15 protein-coding genes are annotated in these 18689 nt (G+C 44.4%); 1 reads left to right on the top strand and 14 read right to left on the bottom strand.

The genetic code is table 11. The annotated features are described in order from the left end of the window. Position 1: 1 nt before the first annotated feature. The 4 genes from JRG66_RS02050 to JRG66_RS02035 are packed head-to-tail and all read right to left on the bottom strand — an operon-like array spanning position 2 to position 2582. Entirely contained in the window at positions 2 to 922 is a 921-nt protein-coding gene (locus JRG66_RS02050) for a geranylgeranylglycerol-phosphate geranylgeranyltransferase (RefSeq protein ID WP_371875340.1), read from the bottom strand. Between the two features lie 4 nt (positions 923 to 926). Continuing rightward, on the bottom strand, positions 927 to 1253 hold the full coding sequence (locus JRG66_RS02045) for a DMT family transporter (RefSeq protein WP_265165391.1): 327 nt from the start codon (positions 1251 to 1253) through the stop codon (positions 927 to 929). Beyond that, the gene (locus JRG66_RS02040; protein WP_265164083.1) at positions 1250 to 1762 is read right to left on the bottom strand and encodes a KdsC family phosphatase; all 513 of its coding nucleotides are present in this window, start codon (positions 1760 to 1762) and stop codon (positions 1250 to 1252) included. Before JRG66_RS02040 ends, JRG66_RS02045 begins: the two co-directional genes overlap by 4 nt. Continuing rightward, the gene (locus tag JRG66_RS02035) at positions 1746 to 2582 is read right to left on the bottom strand and encodes a Rossmann-like and DUF2520 domain-containing protein (protein ID WP_307726302.1); all 837 of its coding nucleotides are present in this window, start codon (positions 2580 to 2582) and stop codon (positions 1746 to 1748) included. Before JRG66_RS02035 ends, JRG66_RS02040 begins: the two co-directional genes overlap by 17 nt. Positions 2583 to 2637: 55 nt before the next feature. Between JRG66_RS02035 and JRG66_RS02030 the strand changes: the two genes are divergently transcribed. Then, positions 2638 to 5838, top strand: a complete 3201-nt coding sequence (locus JRG66_RS02030; protein WP_265164082.1) for a cytochrome c biogenesis protein — start codon at positions 2638 to 2640, stop codon at positions 5836 to 5838. Positions 5839 to 5983: 145 nt separating this feature from the next. On the opposite strand, the gene JRG66_RS02025 is transcribed toward JRG66_RS02030, so the two are convergent. The 10 genes from JRG66_RS02025 to JRG66_RS01980 form a co-directional block, all read right to left on the bottom strand. Continuing rightward, positions 5984 to 6814 (bottom strand): IS3 family transposase, encoded by an 831-nt coding sequence (locus JRG66_RS02025; RefSeq protein ID WP_265165389.1) that lies wholly within the window; start codon positions 6812 to 6814, stop codon positions 5984 to 5986. Then, a complete protein-coding gene (locus tag JRG66_RS02020) occupies positions 6802 to 7374 on the bottom strand; it encodes a helix-turn-helix domain-containing protein (protein WP_265164081.1) in 573 nt (190 codons plus the stop codon). Before JRG66_RS02020 ends, JRG66_RS02025 begins: the two co-directional genes overlap by 13 nt. Positions 7375 to 7405: 31 nt before the next feature. Further along, positions 7406 to 9811 carry a DUF349 domain-containing protein gene (locus JRG66_RS02015; protein WP_265164079.1) on the bottom strand — a complete coding sequence of 802 codons (2406 nt, stop codon included), beginning with the start codon at positions 9809 to 9811 and terminating at the stop codon, positions 7406 to 7408. Positions 9812 to 9923: 112 nt separating this feature from the next. Next, positions 9924 to 10658, bottom strand: a complete 735-nt coding sequence (locus tag JRG66_RS02010) for a shikimate dehydrogenase family protein (protein ID WP_265164078.1) — start codon at positions 10656 to 10658, stop codon at positions 9924 to 9926. After that, positions 10651 to 11673: a DUF368 domain-containing protein gene (locus tag JRG66_RS02005; protein WP_265164077.1), complete on the bottom strand. Its 1023-nt coding sequence runs from the start codon at positions 11671 to 11673 to the stop codon at positions 10651 to 10653. The genes JRG66_RS02010 and JRG66_RS02005 overlap by 8 nt, the downstream gene beginning before the upstream one ends. Next, on the bottom strand, positions 11651 to 12598 hold the full coding sequence (locus JRG66_RS02000; RefSeq protein WP_265164076.1) for a DUF368 domain-containing protein: 948 nt from the start codon (positions 12596 to 12598) through the stop codon (positions 11651 to 11653). Before JRG66_RS02000 ends, JRG66_RS02005 begins: the two co-directional genes overlap by 23 nt. Positions 12599 to 12631: 33 nt before the next feature. After that, positions 12632 to 14032, bottom strand: a complete 1401-nt coding sequence (locus tag JRG66_RS01995) for a tetratricopeptide repeat protein (RefSeq protein WP_265164075.1) — start codon at positions 14030 to 14032, stop codon at positions 12632 to 12634. A gap of 97 nt (positions 14033 to 14129) precedes the next feature. Continuing rightward, positions 14130 to 15317, bottom strand: coding sequence for an aspartate aminotransferase family protein (locus JRG66_RS01990; protein ID WP_265164074.1), 1188 nt, complete (start codon positions 15315 to 15317; stop codon positions 14130 to 14132). A 4-nt stretch (positions 15318 to 15321) separates the two neighbouring features. Continuing rightward, positions 15322 to 17154: an OstA-like protein gene (locus JRG66_RS01985; RefSeq protein WP_265164073.1), complete on the bottom strand. Its 1833-nt coding sequence runs from the start codon at positions 17152 to 17154 to the stop codon at positions 15322 to 15324. A gap of 105 nt (positions 17155 to 17259) precedes the next feature. Next, entirely contained in the window at positions 17260 to 18501 is a 1242-nt protein-coding gene (locus JRG66_RS01980) for a cytochrome P450 (RefSeq protein WP_265164072.1), read from the bottom strand. Between the last annotated feature and the right edge of the window lie 188 nt (positions 18502 to 18689).

Here is an 18689-nt window from a genome sequence, read left to right as displayed (position 1 = left end):
ACTATATCAGAATATATCGATAAAGGCCGATGGAGAAAATCCCCGCAGCCAACACTATTTTAAGCACCAGGCTTAGGTGGTGGAACTCTTTCTTGTTTTTGGCAGCCACGATCTTCACCATAAAGTAGAGAAGGGGAGCGGCAACCGTAAGCAAAACATAGAGCATGGCAGCCCGGCTTTCATAAAGGTAAGCATATAAATAATAAAGCAACCCGGCCAGAGGCAGCAGGGCTAAGATAAAAATGACAAAGTTGGTCCTGCTCCTGCCCAGTAATACGGGCAGTGTGTTGTAACCGGCATTATAATCGCCGGTAATGTCTTCCTGATCTTTTACAACTTCCCGAAGAAAGTTCACCAGAAAAGCAAAGATCGCGTAATCGACAAGGATTGAGAACATCACCTTTTGAGTAGTGAGGTTTGCAGGAGTAATTGCCGGCACCAGGTCAAAAATCCCCACCATTACAATGATCATAGCCACCATGATGCTTACCACCAGATTCCCTACCAGCACGGTATCTTTAATCTGGGTGGCATAGAAGTAAAGAAAGGCTGAAGGAATGATAAAAAGTGCCACAAAGGAAGGCTTTCCCACCAGGTTGCTCAGATAGAAACCTATGCCCACCCCAATAATATTCAGGATGATAAACCAGTTCCAGGCTGCTTTTTCAAGGATTTTGGTGCCAATAAGCACTTTTTGGGGCTTGTTGATCATATCGGTGGCTGTGTCGTGAAGGTCGTTGATGATATTTCCGGCAGCTGCAAGGCATATCATGGAAAGTACGAGCAAAGCAAAGCTCCAGTGGCTTAATACCGTATCAATTCCGAAGGCTTCAAACAAAAAATACTTCACCAGTACCTGCGTAAAGATGATCATTAAAAGGTTAAATGGCCTTACAAGCTTCAAAAATGGCAAAAATGGCATGGCTTTAAACAGATACAAATTTGAGCCCGATGATGGAGGCGATAAGGGTGAAAAGGAAGAACAGGCGCCAAAAATGTACAGGTTCCTTGAATACAAAGATGCCAATCAAGACGGTGCCAAACGCGCCTATTCCCGTCCATACCGCATAGGCGGTTCCAATGGGCAGGGTTTGGGTGGCCTTGTACAGCAAAGACATGCTCAGGCTAAGGCATAGAAAGAAGCCCGCCATCCACCAGAAAGCTGCGCTGCCGGTGGCTTCCCTGGCTTTGCCAAGGCAGGTGGCGAAACCTACTTCAAATAATCCGGCAATGATGAGGAGCAACCAGTTCATTGGTGGTCGTTCCATTTTCCCTGTACTTTTAGAACCTGCTCAATCACGTCGCGCACGCAGCCTTTTCCGCCCTTTTTATGAGAGATATAGCGGGAAGCCTCTTTGATTTCGGGTGCGGCATCTTGCGGGCAACAGGGCAGGCCAACTTTTTTCATGGCATATAAATCAGGCAGGTCGTCTCCCATATAGAGTACTTCCTGGGGTTTTATATCATAAATATCAAAGAATTCTTCCATTTGCTCCACCTTATCGGGGCAACCCAGGTAAATGTCGGTAATTCCAAGGCCTTTGAGTCGGGAGCGGACGCCCTCGTTCTTTCCTCCGGAAATGATACAGATGGTGTAGTCTTTTTCGCGAGCATATTTCATCGCGTAGCCATCTTTGATGTTCATGGTGCGCAGCAGTTCGCCGTTGGTGCTAATCTGGATGGAACCATCGGTGAGCACGCCGTCTACGTCAAAAATAAAAGTGGTGATTTGGGCAAGGAATTCTTTATAGCTTTTTTCCATGGAAGGTTTTAATTGCTGAAGTTAATAGTTCGTATATTTTTTTGTTTTCGCCCTCTTCCAGCAGTTCCAGATGGGCTTGTATGGTAGATTGATCATTCCTGATGGCGGGGCCGGTTTGCACTTTGGCGGGAGAAGCATGTTGTACTTTCCCGGCTGTTTCGGCAATTAGGGGCTTTAAAATGTCAAAAGGCATGTGGTTTTGTTCACAAATTTGTTCGCCCACCGCATAAAGGTGGTTTACAAAATTACAGATGAACACGGCCGAAAGATGCAGTTTTTTTCTTTGTTCCGAAGAGATCTCGTAACTCTTTCCCGAAACTTTTTGCGCAAGTTTTTTTAGTGTTTCCAGGTCTTTTGGATTGGCAGCTTCCAGGCAAAACGGGATCTCGGAATAATTCACCGCGTTGTTTTTTGAGAAAGTCTGAAGCGGATAAAAAACAGCTCTGCGGGGGCAGGCTTTAAGGGCATCAAGAGCAACCGAACCCGAGGTGTGGGCTACGAGTGCTTCTAGATCCTTCAGTTTTTCTGACATTTCAGGAATTACGTCATCCTTTAGTGCCATGAGGTAAATGTCGGCCGCTGCCAGCTGGGATATTTCAGTGGTTACGGCGCATTTATTTCTGAAGAACTCCAGGCTTTTTTCAGAGTGATTATAAACCTGTTTTACACGTATTCCTTCCGAAGCAGAAAAAGCCTTGAAGAGGTGTGTGGCAACATTGCCCGATCCCAAAAGTACCATCTCAATCATACGGCTAAAATACCAAATTTCTTTTACTCCCGGGGCTGCTGCTGCAGCCGTATAAATATGGCATTTTAGCAATTTTTAATCCCTATAAATTCCTTACTTTTGCGGCATTTATTAAAGCAAGTCTTCGATGCAGAAAAAAATAGCTTCTATCATCTTCTCCACCCGCCTTATGGCCTTCCTTTTTATCGTATTTGCCGTGGCACTGGGCCTGGGAACTTTTATAGAAAACTGGTACAGTACAGAAACCGCCAAAGTCTGGATTTACAATGCCCTGTGGTTTGAAGTGATAATGGCGCTGTTTGTGGTAAACTTTGTGGGGAATATTTTCCGTTACCGCCTTCATAAAAAGGAGAAATGGTCTTCCCTGTTACTTCACCTTTCTTTTATTTTTATCCTGGTGGGGGCTTTTGTGACCCGGTACATAAGCTACGAAGGCATGATGCCCATTAGGGAAGGGGCTACCGAAAATACTTTCCTTTCAGAAAAGACATTTTTGACCACCTTTATTGACGGCGAAATTGACGGGCAGCCGCGCCGAAGGGTAGTGGAGAATGAAGTGCTGCTGGCACCCGGAGCTTCCAATGAATTTACTTTTAACACCGATTATAACGGGCAGCCGGTAAAACTGGAGATCATAGATTACATTCACGGCGCCGAAGAAGGCCTGGTAGAAGATCCCGAAGGTGAAAATTACCTCAAGATCGTGGAAGCCGGAGGTGGAAACCGCCACGACCACTACATTAAGGAAGGGGAGGTTAGCAACATCCACAATGTGCTGTTCGCCTTTAACAAACCTACCGAAGGAGCGATTAACATAACCCATGAAGATGGCGAATACACCATCTCTTCTCCTTTTGAAGGCACCTACATGCGAATGGCCGATCAGCTTCAAGGCCAGGTTGCAGCCGATTCTGTACAAACGCTTTTGCTGCGTTCTCTCTACAACATGGCCGGGATGCAGTTTGTCCTGCCCGATCCTGTGATTAAAGGGAGGTATGACGTCATTCCTACCGAAGAAAAGACCGAAGGTCAGCAGGATGCTGCCGTAGTGAGGGTGAGCACCGCAGGAGCATCTGAGACCGTGAAACTACTGGGTGGAAAAGGTATGATCACCGATCCTATAAAACTCAACCTGGGCGGTCTCGAATTTTACGTGAGGTATGGCTCCAAAGAATACGAGCTGCCATTCTCTATAAAACTGAACGATTTTATTGCTGAAAAATATCCGGGAACAGATAAAAGCTATTCTTCCTTTAAAAGTAAGGTGACCGTTATTGATGAAGAACAATCTTTTGATTACGAAATTTTTATGAACCACGTACTCGATTACGAAGGCTACAGGTTCTTCCAGGCCTCTTTTGATCCCGATGAAAAAGGAACCGTTCTTTCGGTAAACCACGATTTTTGGGGCACCTGGATTACTTATATTGGTTACACGCTGCTATACATAGGCCTTATGTGGATTTTATTTGCCAAAGGTTCGAGGTTTGGGGAACTTAAACAAATGCTTGAAAAAGTGAAGAAGAAAAAAGCCAGTATTACCGGTATTTTACTGGTGCTGTTCTCTACAACAGCAGGTTTTGCGCAGGAAGAAGCACATGAACATGAAAATCCGCTTACCATTCCTAAAGCCAGGATAGACTCGATTATTAAGGCCAATGTGGTTACCAAAGAGCATGCGGCAGAGTTTGGAAGGCTCGTAGTGCAGGATGCCGGCGGAAGGATGAAGCCTGTAAACACATATTCTTCTGAATTGCTTCGGAAACTGAGTAAAAGTGATGATTATGAAGGATTGACAGCGGACCAGGTGATGATCTCCCTTACCGAAAATCCTACCATGTGGTACAATGTACCGGTGATAAATGTTAAAAAGGATAATGACAGCATCAGGCATATTGTAGGTGTGCCCGAAGATCAGAAATTTATCGCGCTAACCAGCTTTTTTGACAGGGAAGGAAACTATAAGCTCTCTCCTTACCTGGAGCGCGCCTACATGGCCGCGGTGCCCGATCAATTTGAAAAAGACTTTATAGAAACCGACAGGCGGGTGAACTTGCTTTACAATGCCCTGCAGGGAAAAATCCTTAGGATCTTTCCAATCCCGGGACACGAGAACGACAAGTGGGTTTCGTTCCCAGAAGCTGCCGAGGCCGGGTTTAAAGGAATGGATTCTGTATATACCAGGCAAATCCTTCCAATGTACTTCAGCGCTTTACAAACCGCAAAAAAGACCGGAGATTACACTCAGGCCAACGAACTGCTGAACAGTATAAAAGGCTTTCAGAAAAAATTTGGAGGAGAAGTAATCCCTTCAGAAAAGAAACTGGAAACAGAGATTTTATACAACAAATATGACATTTTCAGGAACCTCTTTTCAATGTACATGATTGCAGGGGTGCTTATGTTGATCTTTGTGATCTTCCAGATCTTTAAAGACAGTAAAGCTATACGCTTATTGATCACGCTGAGTAAAGCAGCCATAGTTATTTTCTTTGTGCTGCATACAGCAGGCCTTATTGCGCGTTGGTACGTCTCGGGCCATGCTCCCTGGAGCGACGCTTACGAGTCTATGATCTATGTGGGCTGGGCAACCATGCTCTTTGGATTGCTCTTTGGAAGAAAAAGCGACCTTACCCTTGCATCTACGGCTTTTGTGACCTCCATGATCCTGATGATCGCACACTGGAACTGGATGGATCCCTCTATTGCCAATTTGCAACCGGTACTCGATTCTTACTGGTTAATGATTCACGTTTCGGTTATTGTAGGTAGTTACGGGCCGTTTACCCTGGGGATGATCCTGGGGGCGGTAGCTTTGGTCCTCATGATCTTTACCACCAAAAACAATAAAAAGAAGATGGACCTTACCATCAAAGAAATAACGATTATTACCGAAATGGCGCTTACCATTGGTTTGGTGATGTTGACCATCGGGAACTTCCTTGGAGGGCAGTGGGCCAATGAAAGCTGGGGGCGTTACTGGGGCTGGGATCCAAAAGAGACCTGGGCTTTGGTAAGTATTATGGTCTACGCGTTTGTGATTCACATGCGCCTGGTGCCGGGAATGAGAAGCCGCTGGTTGTTCAATTTTATGGCAGTAGTTTCATTTGCCAGTATCATGATGACCTATTTTGGGGTAAATTTCTACCTATCCGGCCTACATTCTTATGCCAGCGGAGATAAAGTGATTACACCAAGCTTTGTGTATTATTCTGTAGTGGTAGTGGCCATTTTAGGTGCTGTTTCTTACTGGAGGTTCACCAAATACTACAAAAAAGGAAACCGCAGCAGGCTAACTGCAGATTATATTAAGAAGAAGAGAAAATAATGATTAGTGGGCAGTTTGTAGATTGTTTAGTCCTTTAATAACCATACCGATTATTAAAGGACTAAACTTATAAATATTCAATGCTGTCCCAAAAAAAAAGCACCCTCAAAAATGGACTAGCCCCCAAAAGTTGGACGGTTTATAATTAGATTAAATTTTCTACGTGAGCTCGATATTGTATCGGGCTCATTCCATTTAGGTTTAGTCTTATTCTGTCATAATTGTAGTATTTTATATAATCTTTTATATCCTGCTTTAGTTGATCTACAGTGTTATATTGATTTAGGTAATACAGCTCAGATTTTAGAGTTCCAAAGAAGTTTTCTGCCACGGCATTGTCTAAACAGTTTCCTTTTCTCGACATGCTTTGGGTGATGTTCTTTTTCTGTAGGGTCTTTTGATATTGCTTCATTTGATACTGCCATCCTTGGTCAGAATGAAGAATAAGCCCCTGTTTTTCCTGTTTGCTACACTTATTAATCATATCCATTACCTGTTTAAAATTAGGTCTCTCAGAGATGGTAAAGCTTAGGACTTCTCCATTGAAGAGATCTATAATAGGTGATAAATAAAGCTTTTTGTCTTTGACTTTGAACTCTGTAACATCAGTTGCCCATTTTAGGTTAGGTCTATCGGCTTTAAAATTTTGCTTTAACAAGTTAGCCGCTATTTTCCCTTGGTTTCCTCTGTAGGAAGTATATTTCTTGACCCTTATCAAACTGCTGATCCCTAGCTCCTGCATGAGCTTAAACACAGTCTTGTGATTCACTACATAGCCTTTGTTCTTCAGAGTTAACTGGATTCTCCTGTACCCATAGCGTCCCTTGTGTAGATCATATATAGATCTGATTTCTTTACGAAGAACCTCATACTTATCCTGTTTACTGGCCTTTAAGTGATAGTAAAAGGTACTACGTGCCATCCCGGCATGCTTTAGTAGTTTTTCTAGCGCATGCTCTTGCCTTAATTCCTGGATGATTTGCGTTTTTCTTCTTTCTCTTTTTCTGATTGAACTAAGGCATGAAGCTTTTTTAGATAAGCATTTTCTGCTTTAAGATCAGCTAACTCATCCAAAAGTTGCTCCTCTCGGGTCATAGGTTTTTTAGGCTTTCTAGGCATAGATTTAGGTTTTCCTCGTTTTTCTATTGATAAACCTTCTGGCCCTTTCTCTTCATAAATCTTCAACCATCGCTTAAAGGTTTCCTCGGTTGGAATCTTGAAGAGCACACAAGTTTCTTGGTAAGATAGAGATTTCTCTTTCATCTCCAGAACTACTCTCGCCTTAAATTTTTCTGAATATTTATTTCTAATAGGTCGTAATCCTTTAGCACCGTGAGCCTTATAAAACCTAACCCATTTTTGCACTAATGACTTACGTAGACCATGCTTGTTACCTACTGAATAACACGATAATCCCTTCTTGATAACTTCTAAGACTATAGTCCTTTTAAATTTATAGTCATACTTTACTCTTTTATCCATAAAAAATGCCCCCAATAAGTGTCTAACTTTTTGGGGGCACTCTAAAAATGTCATTTTTGAGGGTGCTTTTTTTTGGTAGAGAATGCTATTCGTCGTAAAGTGACTTTACTTTTTCGAGCTTTTCTTTCCAGATCTTTAGCTGTTCCTTGTGGTTGCGGATGTTTTTGTGAACTTCCTGCACCACGGGATTCTTATCATCTACATTTGAAAAGAACTGTAGGTTGTTCTCCAGCTGCCTAATTTCGGCTTTTGTTTCCTCGATCTTTTTGGTGAGGAAATAATGCTCGTTGTTCAGCTTTCTTGAATCATCAGAATTCTCAAGGGCCTGTACTTTGTTCTCGTACTTGAGCATTTCGCTCTGTTTCTTATCCAGATCCAGCTTGTCAAAAGCCTGGTCAAGGGCTTTGTTGAACTTTCCTTCAATATAGCGTTTGCTGTGCGGCACACGGCCCAGTTTCTTCCACTCCTCAATAAAGTTTTTGATGGTGGGAAGATCCTGTTTGCGATCGCCGGTAAGTTCAATATTCTTTAGCTTATCAAGCAGGTCTTTCTTTTGATCAAAAGCCTCGTTTTCTTCCTTGTTTTCTTCATTTCGGGAAGCGTGCAGTCGGTCAAAGTAGTGGTTACAGGCAGCTTTGAACTTTTTCCAGATCTTATCGCTGTCTTTGCGGGGCACATGGCCAATATTCTTCCAGTCGGTCTGGATCTTTTTCATAAGCGGCGTAGTGACTTTAAAGTCCTCGCTATCTTTATGTTCTTCGGCAATCCTTACCAGTTCCTGTTTTTTCTCAAGGTTGTCGTACTGTTCTTTTTTCTGGTTCTTGTAAAATGCATTTTTGTTGCGGTTAAAGCTGCGCACTGCTTCCTTGAATTTCTTCCAGGTCTCGTCATTGACATGCCGCGGCACCTTTCCAGCATTGAAGAACGCCTCTCTTAAAGCCTCAACTTCAGTAATCTTCTGTTGCCATTGCTTGTGGGAAGTATATTTTTCCGAAGCAATGCTTTTTATCTGATCTATGATTTGCTGCTTTTTCTCAAGGTTCTTCTCAAAATCCTTTTCCAGCTGCGCGAAGTACTCCTGTCTCTTATCGTGGATCTGCTTTGTGGCCTCGCTGAATTTTTGCCAGATATCTTCCCTGTACTCTTTTTCTACGGGGCCAAGGTCTTCTTTCCACATTTTGTGCAGCATTTGCAGCTCCCTAAACGCACGGTTGGTGTCTGGCTCCTGTGTAAGCTCTTCTGCGCGGGTTATGATCTTTAATTTCTGCTCAAGGTTGTGTTTAAAGTCGAGGTCCCTAAACTCGCGGTTGAGGTGCAGAAAATCGTAAAAATTCTCTACGTGGTGGTGATAAGTATTCCACACGGTGTTGTACTTATCCCGCGGAATTGATCCTGCTGTTTTCCAGCGGTCCTGCAGGTCTTTAAAATGCTTGTAAGTGGTATTGATATTCTCTTCAACATCAATAAGGCCCTTCAGTTCTTCAATGATCTCCAGCCTTTTTTCCAAGTTTTTATTGAGGTCCTGCTTGAGCTGCTGGTAGTGTTTGTTCCTTTTTTCCTTATAGTCAAAATACAGCGAATTAAAGCGCTTTTTTAAGGGAGTAGAGTAGTGGAAGTCAATAATATTCCCGCCATCGGCCAGGAATTCTTCTTTTTTCTCTTCAATTTCCTCGTCTTGTTTGGCATTAAACTCGGCCCGTATTTCTTCAACGTGCTCTTTAATTGCCTGTACTTTTTCGTTTTTGAGCAGTTTTTCCAGTTCATCGGCAAGGGCTTCCTTGCTCATGGCGTGGTAATCTTTCTTCTCTATGCCATGACGCTCGGCAGTGGCTTCGTCTTCACTGTCTTCAGCAACGGCATCATCCATTTCGCTTTGGGCATCACGGGCTGCTTTTTGCTGTGGTTGGTCCTCAGTAGGCTCATTATTTTCTTCGGAAGAATCTTGCACTTTTTCATTGGAAGTTCCCGTACCTGAGGTGTCAAAAAAGGGATTTTTGGCTTCCGATTTTTCTTCGGAAGTTTTCTCCCCTGCATTGGCTGAAGGCTCTTCATCTTCATGGTCGCTTTCTAAAGCCGATTCGGGTGAGGTAACAGGTTCAAGTCCCTTTCTATCTTCGGTAGACCTGGCTTCATCTACCATGGCATCTTCAATATCCTTGCTTTCCTTTTCTTCTGAAGCAGCTGGGTTACCCGCAGTTTTATTGGGAGTTGGCGTAGTTTCTTTTTTCTGAGAAGCCGGCTGCTCTTCCCCCTCATCGTCACCTTCCAAAAGCGATTCGGCAGAGGAGCCGGGTTCGGCCTTTCTCCTGTCTTCACTCGCTTTAGACTCGTCTACCATAGCATCTGCAATGGAATCTCGCTCCTCTTTCTCCTCGGAAGCTTTTTCAGCATTTTTCTCTGTCTTTTCGGCTCCGGTCTGGGCCTGGGAATTCAGGGCTTTGTTTTGGTTTTCCTGTTGTTCCTTGTTTGACAGTTTTTCTTTCTCAGACATATCTTTCAATGTTAGGGTTCAATATTCAGTAATAAGTCTGAAAGATAATAACTCCCCACGTACCTAACAAGGGATTGCGGCTATTTCTAAATGGAAAGTTAAAGACCGGCTTTTAGTCCCGGTTCCATATTTCCCAGGCTTTAAGTGCCTGAAGTTCCAGCATTTTCTCACCGTTCAAAACCCTTGCTCCACGGGCTGCTGCCAGCTTCATCAATGCCGTTTGCGGCGGATTGTAAATGAGGTCAAACAGCAGGTGCCTGGAACTGAGGTGATTTACCGGGAGCGGCGGATATTCTTCTACTTTTGGATGTGTTCCCAGCGGCGTGGTGTTTATAATAATAGTGTGTTCCTCAAGTACCTCTTCGGAAAGTTGCCGGTAAGAAATGGCATTTTTGGAAGCTGAGCGGGAGACAAGGCAGGTTGTGATATCCAGCGACTTCAAAGCGTAACTGACGGCTTTGGAAGCACCGCCCGTACCCAGGATAAGTGCCTTTGTATGGTGTGGCTTGAGAAATGGTTTTAAAGCTTCGGCGAAGCCAAAATAATCGGTATTATAACCGGTAAGGCTGCCGTTGCGGTCGATTTTAATGGTATTTACCGCGCCTATTTGTCGGGCTGTTTCATCGAGACTATCCAGAAAAGGGAAAATGGCTTCCTTATAAGGGATGGTTACATTAAGACCTTTTAATTCCGGATTTTTGGCGAGTACTTCAGGAAATTCATTAATATCCTGCAGGTCAAAGTTTTCATAGGTGGCGTTTATGCCTTCACTGCTGAATTTTTCTGAAAAATACTTCCGCGAGAAAGAATAGGAGATATTGCGTCCTACAAGTCCGAATTTACGCATGAGATCTTTTGTTTTTAAGTTCGGCAATAGCCAGCCAGAGTACGAGCAGGGTGCCTGCAACAATGAAGAAAACTGCAAGCCAGGTGCTGGGTTCATCTATTGCCGGCAGGTACCTGTCATAGTTGTCTACAATCTTATTTCCGTTTTGATCCAGCAAAAATACTCCTTCATCATTTCTACGGAATTCTGCTTCTTTCCATGGCCACACCACTCCCAGGGAGCCGGTGATAAAACCAATAATCACTGCAAAAGTGGCATTTTTGAAGTGCTTCAGCAAATAGCCCAGGATGTGGGACAGGGAAACGAGCCCGGCCACAGATCCTGCCGTAAATACGAGCAATACCTGCAGCAGGCGCAACCTTTCGGGATCATCAAGAAAACCAAGGTCAAACCTGAAGAGATTGGACAAAGTGAGGTACAGCGCATTGACGGAATCTACCAGCAGCAGCACATAGTTGCCCAGGAGAATAAGAATGAAAGAACCTGAAAGCCCCGGCAGGGTCATCCCTGAAACGCCAATTATTCCGCAGAAAAAGACAAACCACAGGTTGTCGTTCTGCGCGGCAGGTTCTAAAAAGCTGATACTCACCCCGGCAATGATACCAAGGAGCATAAAGCCAATATTGCGGCGGTTCCACTCTTCGAAATCTTTACTTATGTAGTAAATAGACCCGAGGATCATTCCGAAGAAAGAAGACCACACGTAAAGCTCGTAATGTGTAATAAGATAATCGAGCAGCAGCGAAATGGAAAAATAGCTGATGACCATTCCCAAAACAAGCAGAGAAAGAAAGCGCCCGTTGGTGTAATACCATAGGCTGCGAAACCTTCCGTTTACCAGCAATTTAAGGGAATTGATGTTGATGCGGCGCAGGGAAAAAATAAATTCTTCGTAAAAACCCGCCACAAAAGCTACCATCCCACCCGATACACCGGGCACTTTATTGGCAGCCCCCATGAGGATGCCTTTGATGACCAGGTATATTTTGTCGCTATACGTTCGGGTTTGCTGCATCGTTCTGCACCGGCTTTTTTTCTGCGAGGCCCTCTAAGATAAGAATAAGGGCAAACCCTGCAAGCATGAGCACAAAAGCCTGAAAGGTATGCGGCTCTGACCCAAAATTCCACGGCATTACAGATTCATCGCGAAGGGTAATCACTTTGTCGCCGTACTGCACCGTTTCCAGTTGTAATTTCCAGGGCCAGATCTTGTTGAGGGAACCTGCAATAAACCCGGTTAAGGTTGCGAGGGTGAGCGTGCTGTAATTGCGGAAAAGCCACTTGAGGAGACGTGAAAAAGACAGCAGCCCAAATATGGCTCCTAGAGCAACTATGCCCAGAACCTTAAAGTCGAATTCGTGAGCAGCTTCACTTACGGTCTTGTAGGCACCCAAAAGTACCAGGATAAAAGCACCCGAAATTCCGGGTAAGATCATGGCACAAATGGCAATGGCGCCGGCAAAGAAGAGGTAAAGGTCATTTGCCGCTGCGGTTAAGGGAGGCAGGGAGGTGAGGTAGAAAGCCACCCCTGCGCCTATGATCAAAAAAAGAAAGACATTAAAAGTCCATTTTTCAATTTGTTTGGCCACGTAATAAACACTTGCCAGAACAAGCCCAAAAAAGAAAGACCAGATAAGGATAGGATGATTTTCCAGCAGGTAATTGGTGAGCCGCATTACCGTAAAGATGCTCACCAGGATGCCGCCTAACAGCGCGACAATAAAGTTGCCGTTAAGCTGCTGCCACATGGCTTTAAAACCCTCGTTTTTCCAGGTGTGGAGCAGCCCTACCTTTACGCCGCTAATGGTGTTGATGAGCTCCTCATAAATCCCTGAAATAAAGGCTATGGTGCCACCCGAAACGCCGGGTACAACATCGGCGGCCCCCATGGCCATTCCTTTTGCAGTGAGGATAAGGTAATCTTTAAAGCTTCGTCGCATCGTCTGGTTTTGAAGTGCGCAAAGTTATAAGAATTAATTGCAAGATTTCAGGTGCATCTTTATTTTCTCCTTAACCGATTTCCTGGCGAAAATGGAAGGGAAAAGTTCCTCGATAATGATGTAATATTCGGAGTCCATCTTGAGGGCGTTGTTAAGGTGCGTGTTCCCTTTTTCGGGTTCGTGCAACATAAAATAAAGTCCTGCAAGCCTGTATTCGATCTCGGCAGTTTCAGGATAAAATTCCACGGCCTGTAGCAGGTTCTGCACGGCAGCTTCAAACTCCCCCAAATCTATAAGCACATCGCATCTTTTTACCCAGGTCTCCAGCTCGTAATTTCCCAGTTCAAGGGTACGGCGATAACCTTTTTCGGCTTCTTCGAGCTGGTTGAGCTTGTTGTTGATGCGCGCATAGCGTTTCCAGTACAACACGTTCTCGCTGTCAATGTTAATCGCCTTATTGATATAGTAAAGCGCTTTGCGATAGTTCTCTTTCTTGTAAAAGAAATCTGTGATGGCGATCCAGCCCTTGTCCAGAAGAGGATCTTCGTGAACCGTTTGCCGGTAATTTTTTAATGCCAGCTCATCGAGCCCCAGTTTTTCATAGCACTTTCCAATCCTGAGATAAGCAAAAGAGGTAGGGTCATCAAGGTCCATGGTGATGCTGTAGTTCTCAATGGCTTCATTGAACTTCCCGAGTTTTTCGAGCACCTTTCCTTTTTCAAGGTAAGCCCCAATAAAAGTATCGTCGCTTATAATGGCAAAATCGAAAGCCGAAAGTGCCTTTTTATAGTCCTTAAGGTCAAAGTATTGTTTGCCCAGCTGGTGCCAGCCTACTTCAGAATAGGGGTTGGTGTCGAGAAACTTGTTGAGGTACTCGATAGCTTCCCGCTTCTGTTCCAGAAAATCAAAACAGTACATGACGTTGTACAGGGCCGAATAATCTTCTTTATCGGCTTCAAGGCACTTCATGAAATTGAGCTTGGCATTTTCAAAATCTTCCAGGAACAGGTATTCCATTCCCAGCAGGGAGTAAACATCGGCTTCATCGTAGCTCATTTCAAGGGCAACCTCAAGCATTTGGATGGCTTCCTGGTGCTGGTCTTTTTTAGAAAGTATATTGGCTTTCTGAATATAGACTTCTTCATTGGAAGCCTCCAGGTCGTAGATCTCGTTAAGTATTCCTTCGGCCTGATCTAATTTATCTTCAAAAACCAGGATCTCCACGCGAAGCAACTTCAGGTTGACCGAAGATGGATGTTGTGAAAGCCCAAGCCTTACGGCTTTTTTGGCTAATGTAATTTTTCCGTTCTCTAAATAGTAATGAATAATATTTTCAAACTCATCGGAGTCGAAGAACAATACGTCATTCGTCTTCAGCATCGATTCAAAACGAGTAAGGGAGAAATTGTTTTCTTCGTTATGGCTTAATAGCATAAGCAGTGATTTACTGATTTCTTCAGTATTAAAGTTATAAATGTTCTACAGCGACCGGGTTAAAAACGAATTATGTTGTTAACAAAGTAATTAACACCTAATTGTCCTGCAATAAATCATTTAGTGTGTCAATAATTATGCCGCATCCTTCTTTTATTTCACTCATTGAAACAGTAAGCGGCGGCGTAATTCTTACGGCTTTACCTTCAAATAGTAACCAGAACAAAATCAAGCCTTTACTCTGGGTTCTAAGCACAAGTTCATTTGCAATTTCTTCGGAAGTTAATATAGGAGCGAGCATTAAGCCGCGTCCCCGTACCTCAGAAATAAGCGGGTGCACCAATAATTTCCTGAATAATTGCTCTTTTTGAAGGCTTTGTGCGATCAAATCTTTTTGCGTGAGTTCCTGAAGCGTGGCCAAAGCCGCAGCTGCAATTACTGGATTACCACCAAACGTGGTGATGTGCCCCATTTTTGGATTGGCGCTAAGCGTATCCATAATTTCTGAAGAAGAGGTGAAAGCTCCAATGGGCAGGCCGCCGCCCATGCCTTTTCCCATCACCAGAATATCGGGAACTGTGTTAAAATTCTGAAAGCCAAATAATTTACCGGTGCGCCCGAAGCCCGGCTGGATCTCATCGAGGATGAGTAGCGCCCCCACTTCTTCACACCTGGCTTTTACCTTTTTGAGGTAATCGTTTTGAGGCTGAATAAAGCCTGCACCGCCCTGGATGCTCTCCAGAATAACAGCTGCAGTACTTTCGTCAATCTTTTGCAGGTCTTCTTCCCGGTTGAATTCAATCCAGGAAATTTCGGGGATCAACGGGCGGAAGGGTTTTTGCCGCTCCTCGTAGGTCATAAGGCTCAATGAACCCATGGTATTCCCGTGGTAGGCATTTTTTGCAGCAATTATTCCGGTCCTTCCGGTAAAACGACGGGCAAGTTTTAAAGCCCCCTCAATAGCTTCGGTTCCCGAATTAGTCAGATAGGTTTTTTCCAGCGGTGCCGGGAGTTGTTCTGCCAGCAATTTGCACAAGGCTACAGCGGGGCCCTGGGCGTATTCGCCGTATACCATAACGTGCAGGTATTTTTCTGCCTGCTCTTTTATGGCGTTCACCACACGAGGGTGGCAGTGGCCTAAAGTGCAGGCCGAGACTCCTGCCACAAAATCGAGGTGTTTTTTTCCTTCTGAATCATAGATATAGGAACCTGAAGCATGGGCAACTTCCATGGCCAGGGGAAAAGGCGAAGTTTGCGCCTGATATTTTAAAAAATCCTGTTTCAATTCTTTAGTCTCTTTTAATTTGAATGGCTGCGGCAGGGGAGATACTGTCCTGCTGTTGGGCCTGGCGTGGTTGGCGGCCTGGAGCTGGTTGTATGCTGTCTACAGCGGGTAAACTGTCCAGTTCTTCCTGTCGCAACAAGGGGTCGGGTTGAGCAGCTCTGCTGGCATTGGGAACAGTGTCTACAGGCCTTTCCTGAAGATCTTTTTCCTGCAGGCGGCTCTTCTCGTTTAACAACGGCCCGTCTCGGGTCTCGTTGTTGAAGAAATTCTCTTCTTCTTCGGGCGTGGGGATACCTTCAATGCTCACCGGCTCATAATCGGGATCGTCTATAAAGAGATCTTCTACAGAGTATAAGCGTTCATCCCCGCGCCAGTTAAAACCTTTCAGGGTCCGCTCTTCTTCAGGAAGTTCACTTTCGGGGTAAAGAATGCCATCTACATTATTGAGGTAATCGACCATACTTATTTCCTCATTTTCAAAGAAAACGGAAATAGAACTCGACAGGGTTTTATTGATCCCAATCAATTCCCCGTCATCATTCCGCATATAATAGAGGGTTTCGGTATTCTTTACCAGGTCTACCTGCTGAAGGGAATTGTCTTCAAATTTCCCATACATCTGCAATCCTTTCAACTGATTGAACCCGCCTATGCTGTCACGCTGAATCATAAATGCATTGTCGTAAACTTTGAGCGAGTCAAGTTCTTCTGTTTCCACATTGTTGAGCAAATGAATGGTATCTCCCGTCAACTGGTTATTTTCTGACCACATGACGGGCCTGCCCAGCATCTGGGTTAATCCGGTTCTCTCCCGAACGTGAATGGAGTCACTCTTACCGCTCATATTGCTTTTAAACAGGCGCACCCCGTAAAAACCACGGATGATCCTGTCTTCGGGTTTACCGGTAACCATAAGGGTATCGGCATGAATATAAATGGAATCCTGCTCCTGCACGCTCACCGCCACTGCACGTTTGGTAATAAAAACCGAATCTTTTTCCCTGAAGACTTCAGCATAATGCCCCCGAATAACACTCTCGTTAATCGTGTCGGTCACTTTGATGTTATTTGTGGCCGAAGCAAAATTGGTATTCCGGTTAAAGTACAGGCTATCCCCCTCTAAAATGCGGTTTTCGTAATCAATTCTGGAGTTCTTTACAAAATAACCGGTATCGCCACGGGTGTCGTAGAAGCCGCGTTCGCAGTAAATGGTAGATTCGTCGCTGGTGATGGTGGAGGGGCCATACATGTAGGCGTGGCCGTTATCGGAATAGAAGTCCAGCTGGGTAGACTTCAAAACGTAATCTGGATTGGTGATCACCACTTCAGAAGCGAAAGTGTATTTCTCATCTTTGAGGTAGTAGCGGCCAATCTGGCTTTTTAGCACACTTGCGGTGTCGCGTATGATGCCGCCACTGCGGTAATATGCCTGTTGTTTGGTGCGGTCAAAGAAAAGGGTATCGGTTTGTAAGCTGGTTTGTGGATTGCGCATAAAAACATTTCCGCTGGCAAAGGCAAACTGGGTATCGCCATTATACTCGGCGTATTGGCTGGTCATGGTGATGGTGTCGCCCTGTTCCATGCGCACATTTCCGTAGGCCTTAAAAAAATTCTCTTCGGCGTAATGAATGGCCTGGTCGCACCAAACTTCAATTCCCTGATGAATGAAATGCACCTGCTCGTTCACCTTGCTCAAAATAAAAGCGCCGGGGTAGTTCTCTTCGTCTTTTAGAGTGCGTTCGCTTTCATAACGAATCTTCTTTTCTTCCTGGCCGTAACTGCTGAAGCCAGCAAAAAAAATGATGGAAAAAAGGTATAGGATCTGGGCGTGCTTCACCAATAGAATTTTGCTTCAAAAGTAGTGAATTCTGAAGGAATTAGTTTAAATGCCCCAATCTTTTAAAGATCAAATTATCAGGTGTTTATATAGTAGAGAATCTTCCTACAGCACCTGAATTCCGCTAAGTGTCCGTTCAATGTTGGTCATTTTTAACCTGCTTTTAGGAATGGCGGGGATGTTTGAAAGCTCTATTTTCAGGTCTTGTTCCGGGATATGGTAACTCATCTTCTCAACCAGGTTATTGAGGGCGATCCTTGTAAGCTTAATGGTGATCCATTCGCCTGCGCACCTGTGGTTGTGAACGTGATCTCCTCCTCCCTGCGGAATAAAATTAAAGGCACTGCCATTCCAGGTTGAAAATCTTTCGGCATAAAAAACATTGGGGTTGCTCCATATTTTCTCGTGGTGTTGTGTGGCGTAAAGATCCAGCAATACCCGCCGGCCTTTTGGGAATTTCACCCCTTTCCATTCAAATTCTTTGTTCACCTTAGCAGGAACAAAAGGGAAAAAAGGGTAAAACCTGCGCACTTCCTGAACAAAATACAGGTCGAGTTTACTGGTGTCTTTTCTAAGCCGCTCGCGGTACTGTGGATTTTCGTGCAGTGCAAGTGCAGAAAAGGTGATGTAGCGGGAAATGGCCACAATGGGGCGAAGCAGGTTGAGGATCTCTACAGCCACAATTCTCCTGTCGAGAAGTTTGTTTTGTAGGTTCCTATGAAAGGAGAAGCGCGACAAAATTGAGCTGCCGGAAGCATTTATTTTCTGTTTTCTTTTCTGCCTTACCAGTTTCATGATCCATTTCTCAGAGCTTTTTCGGGCTCTTCGGGCTTTGTAATGACCTGGGCCCACACGGCCTGCCCCATCTATTAATTCTGAAAGCTCATTTTTACGCTGCTCTACTTCGTCTTCTTTAACCGGAACTCCCACCCAGTCGCAGGCTGCGCGAAATAGCACTTCTTCTATCTCGTCAAAAAAGGTAATTTCGGGCTGCTTTTCCCAGGAGCTTATGGCTTTTTGCAGGTGGGCTTCAAAAAATTCTTCGAGCCGTGCCAAAGAATCCGGGTTCATCTCCTGCATAAACATCCTTTTTCTATGCACATGCTCATCACCGTCCAGTCCCTGTACTCCGCCCTTGCCCAGCAGGGTCTTTTTAAAGCGTTTTGGAGTGGCGCCTTCCCGGGAGAAACGACTGTCGTCATAAAAGATCTCTGCCGCTTCTTCCCCTCGCATTACAAGGGCCTTTTTGAGGAACAGCCTAACCTTCAGCAGGTCGGTTTCCTGTTTCTGAAATTGTTCGTGAAAGTAATTGTAGCCTTTATAAAGAATTCCGGGAGTGCTCTCCATAACTTTTTGATTGATTTTTCTCTAAATTAGGTAATGAGCAGTAGGAGAGGGCTTAAAAAGCGTGAAAGTTTGGTTAAAACACAGGTAAAATTACTAAATCCCAAAGTTTAAAATTATGATTAATTCCTTCGGAAGGGGCCTTCAGCCTTTGTCCTTTTTAAAAATATTCTGGTTTATGCTTCGCCAAA

Source organism: Salinimicrobium tongyeongense (assembly GCF_026109735.1).
In the GTDB taxonomy this organism is placed as follows: Bacteria; Bacteroidota; Bacteroidia; order Flavobacteriales; family Flavobacteriaceae; genus Salinimicrobium; species Salinimicrobium tongyeongense.
Note: the sequence above shows the minus strand (reverse complement) of the source record. Positions and strands in the feature narration are given on the sequence as shown.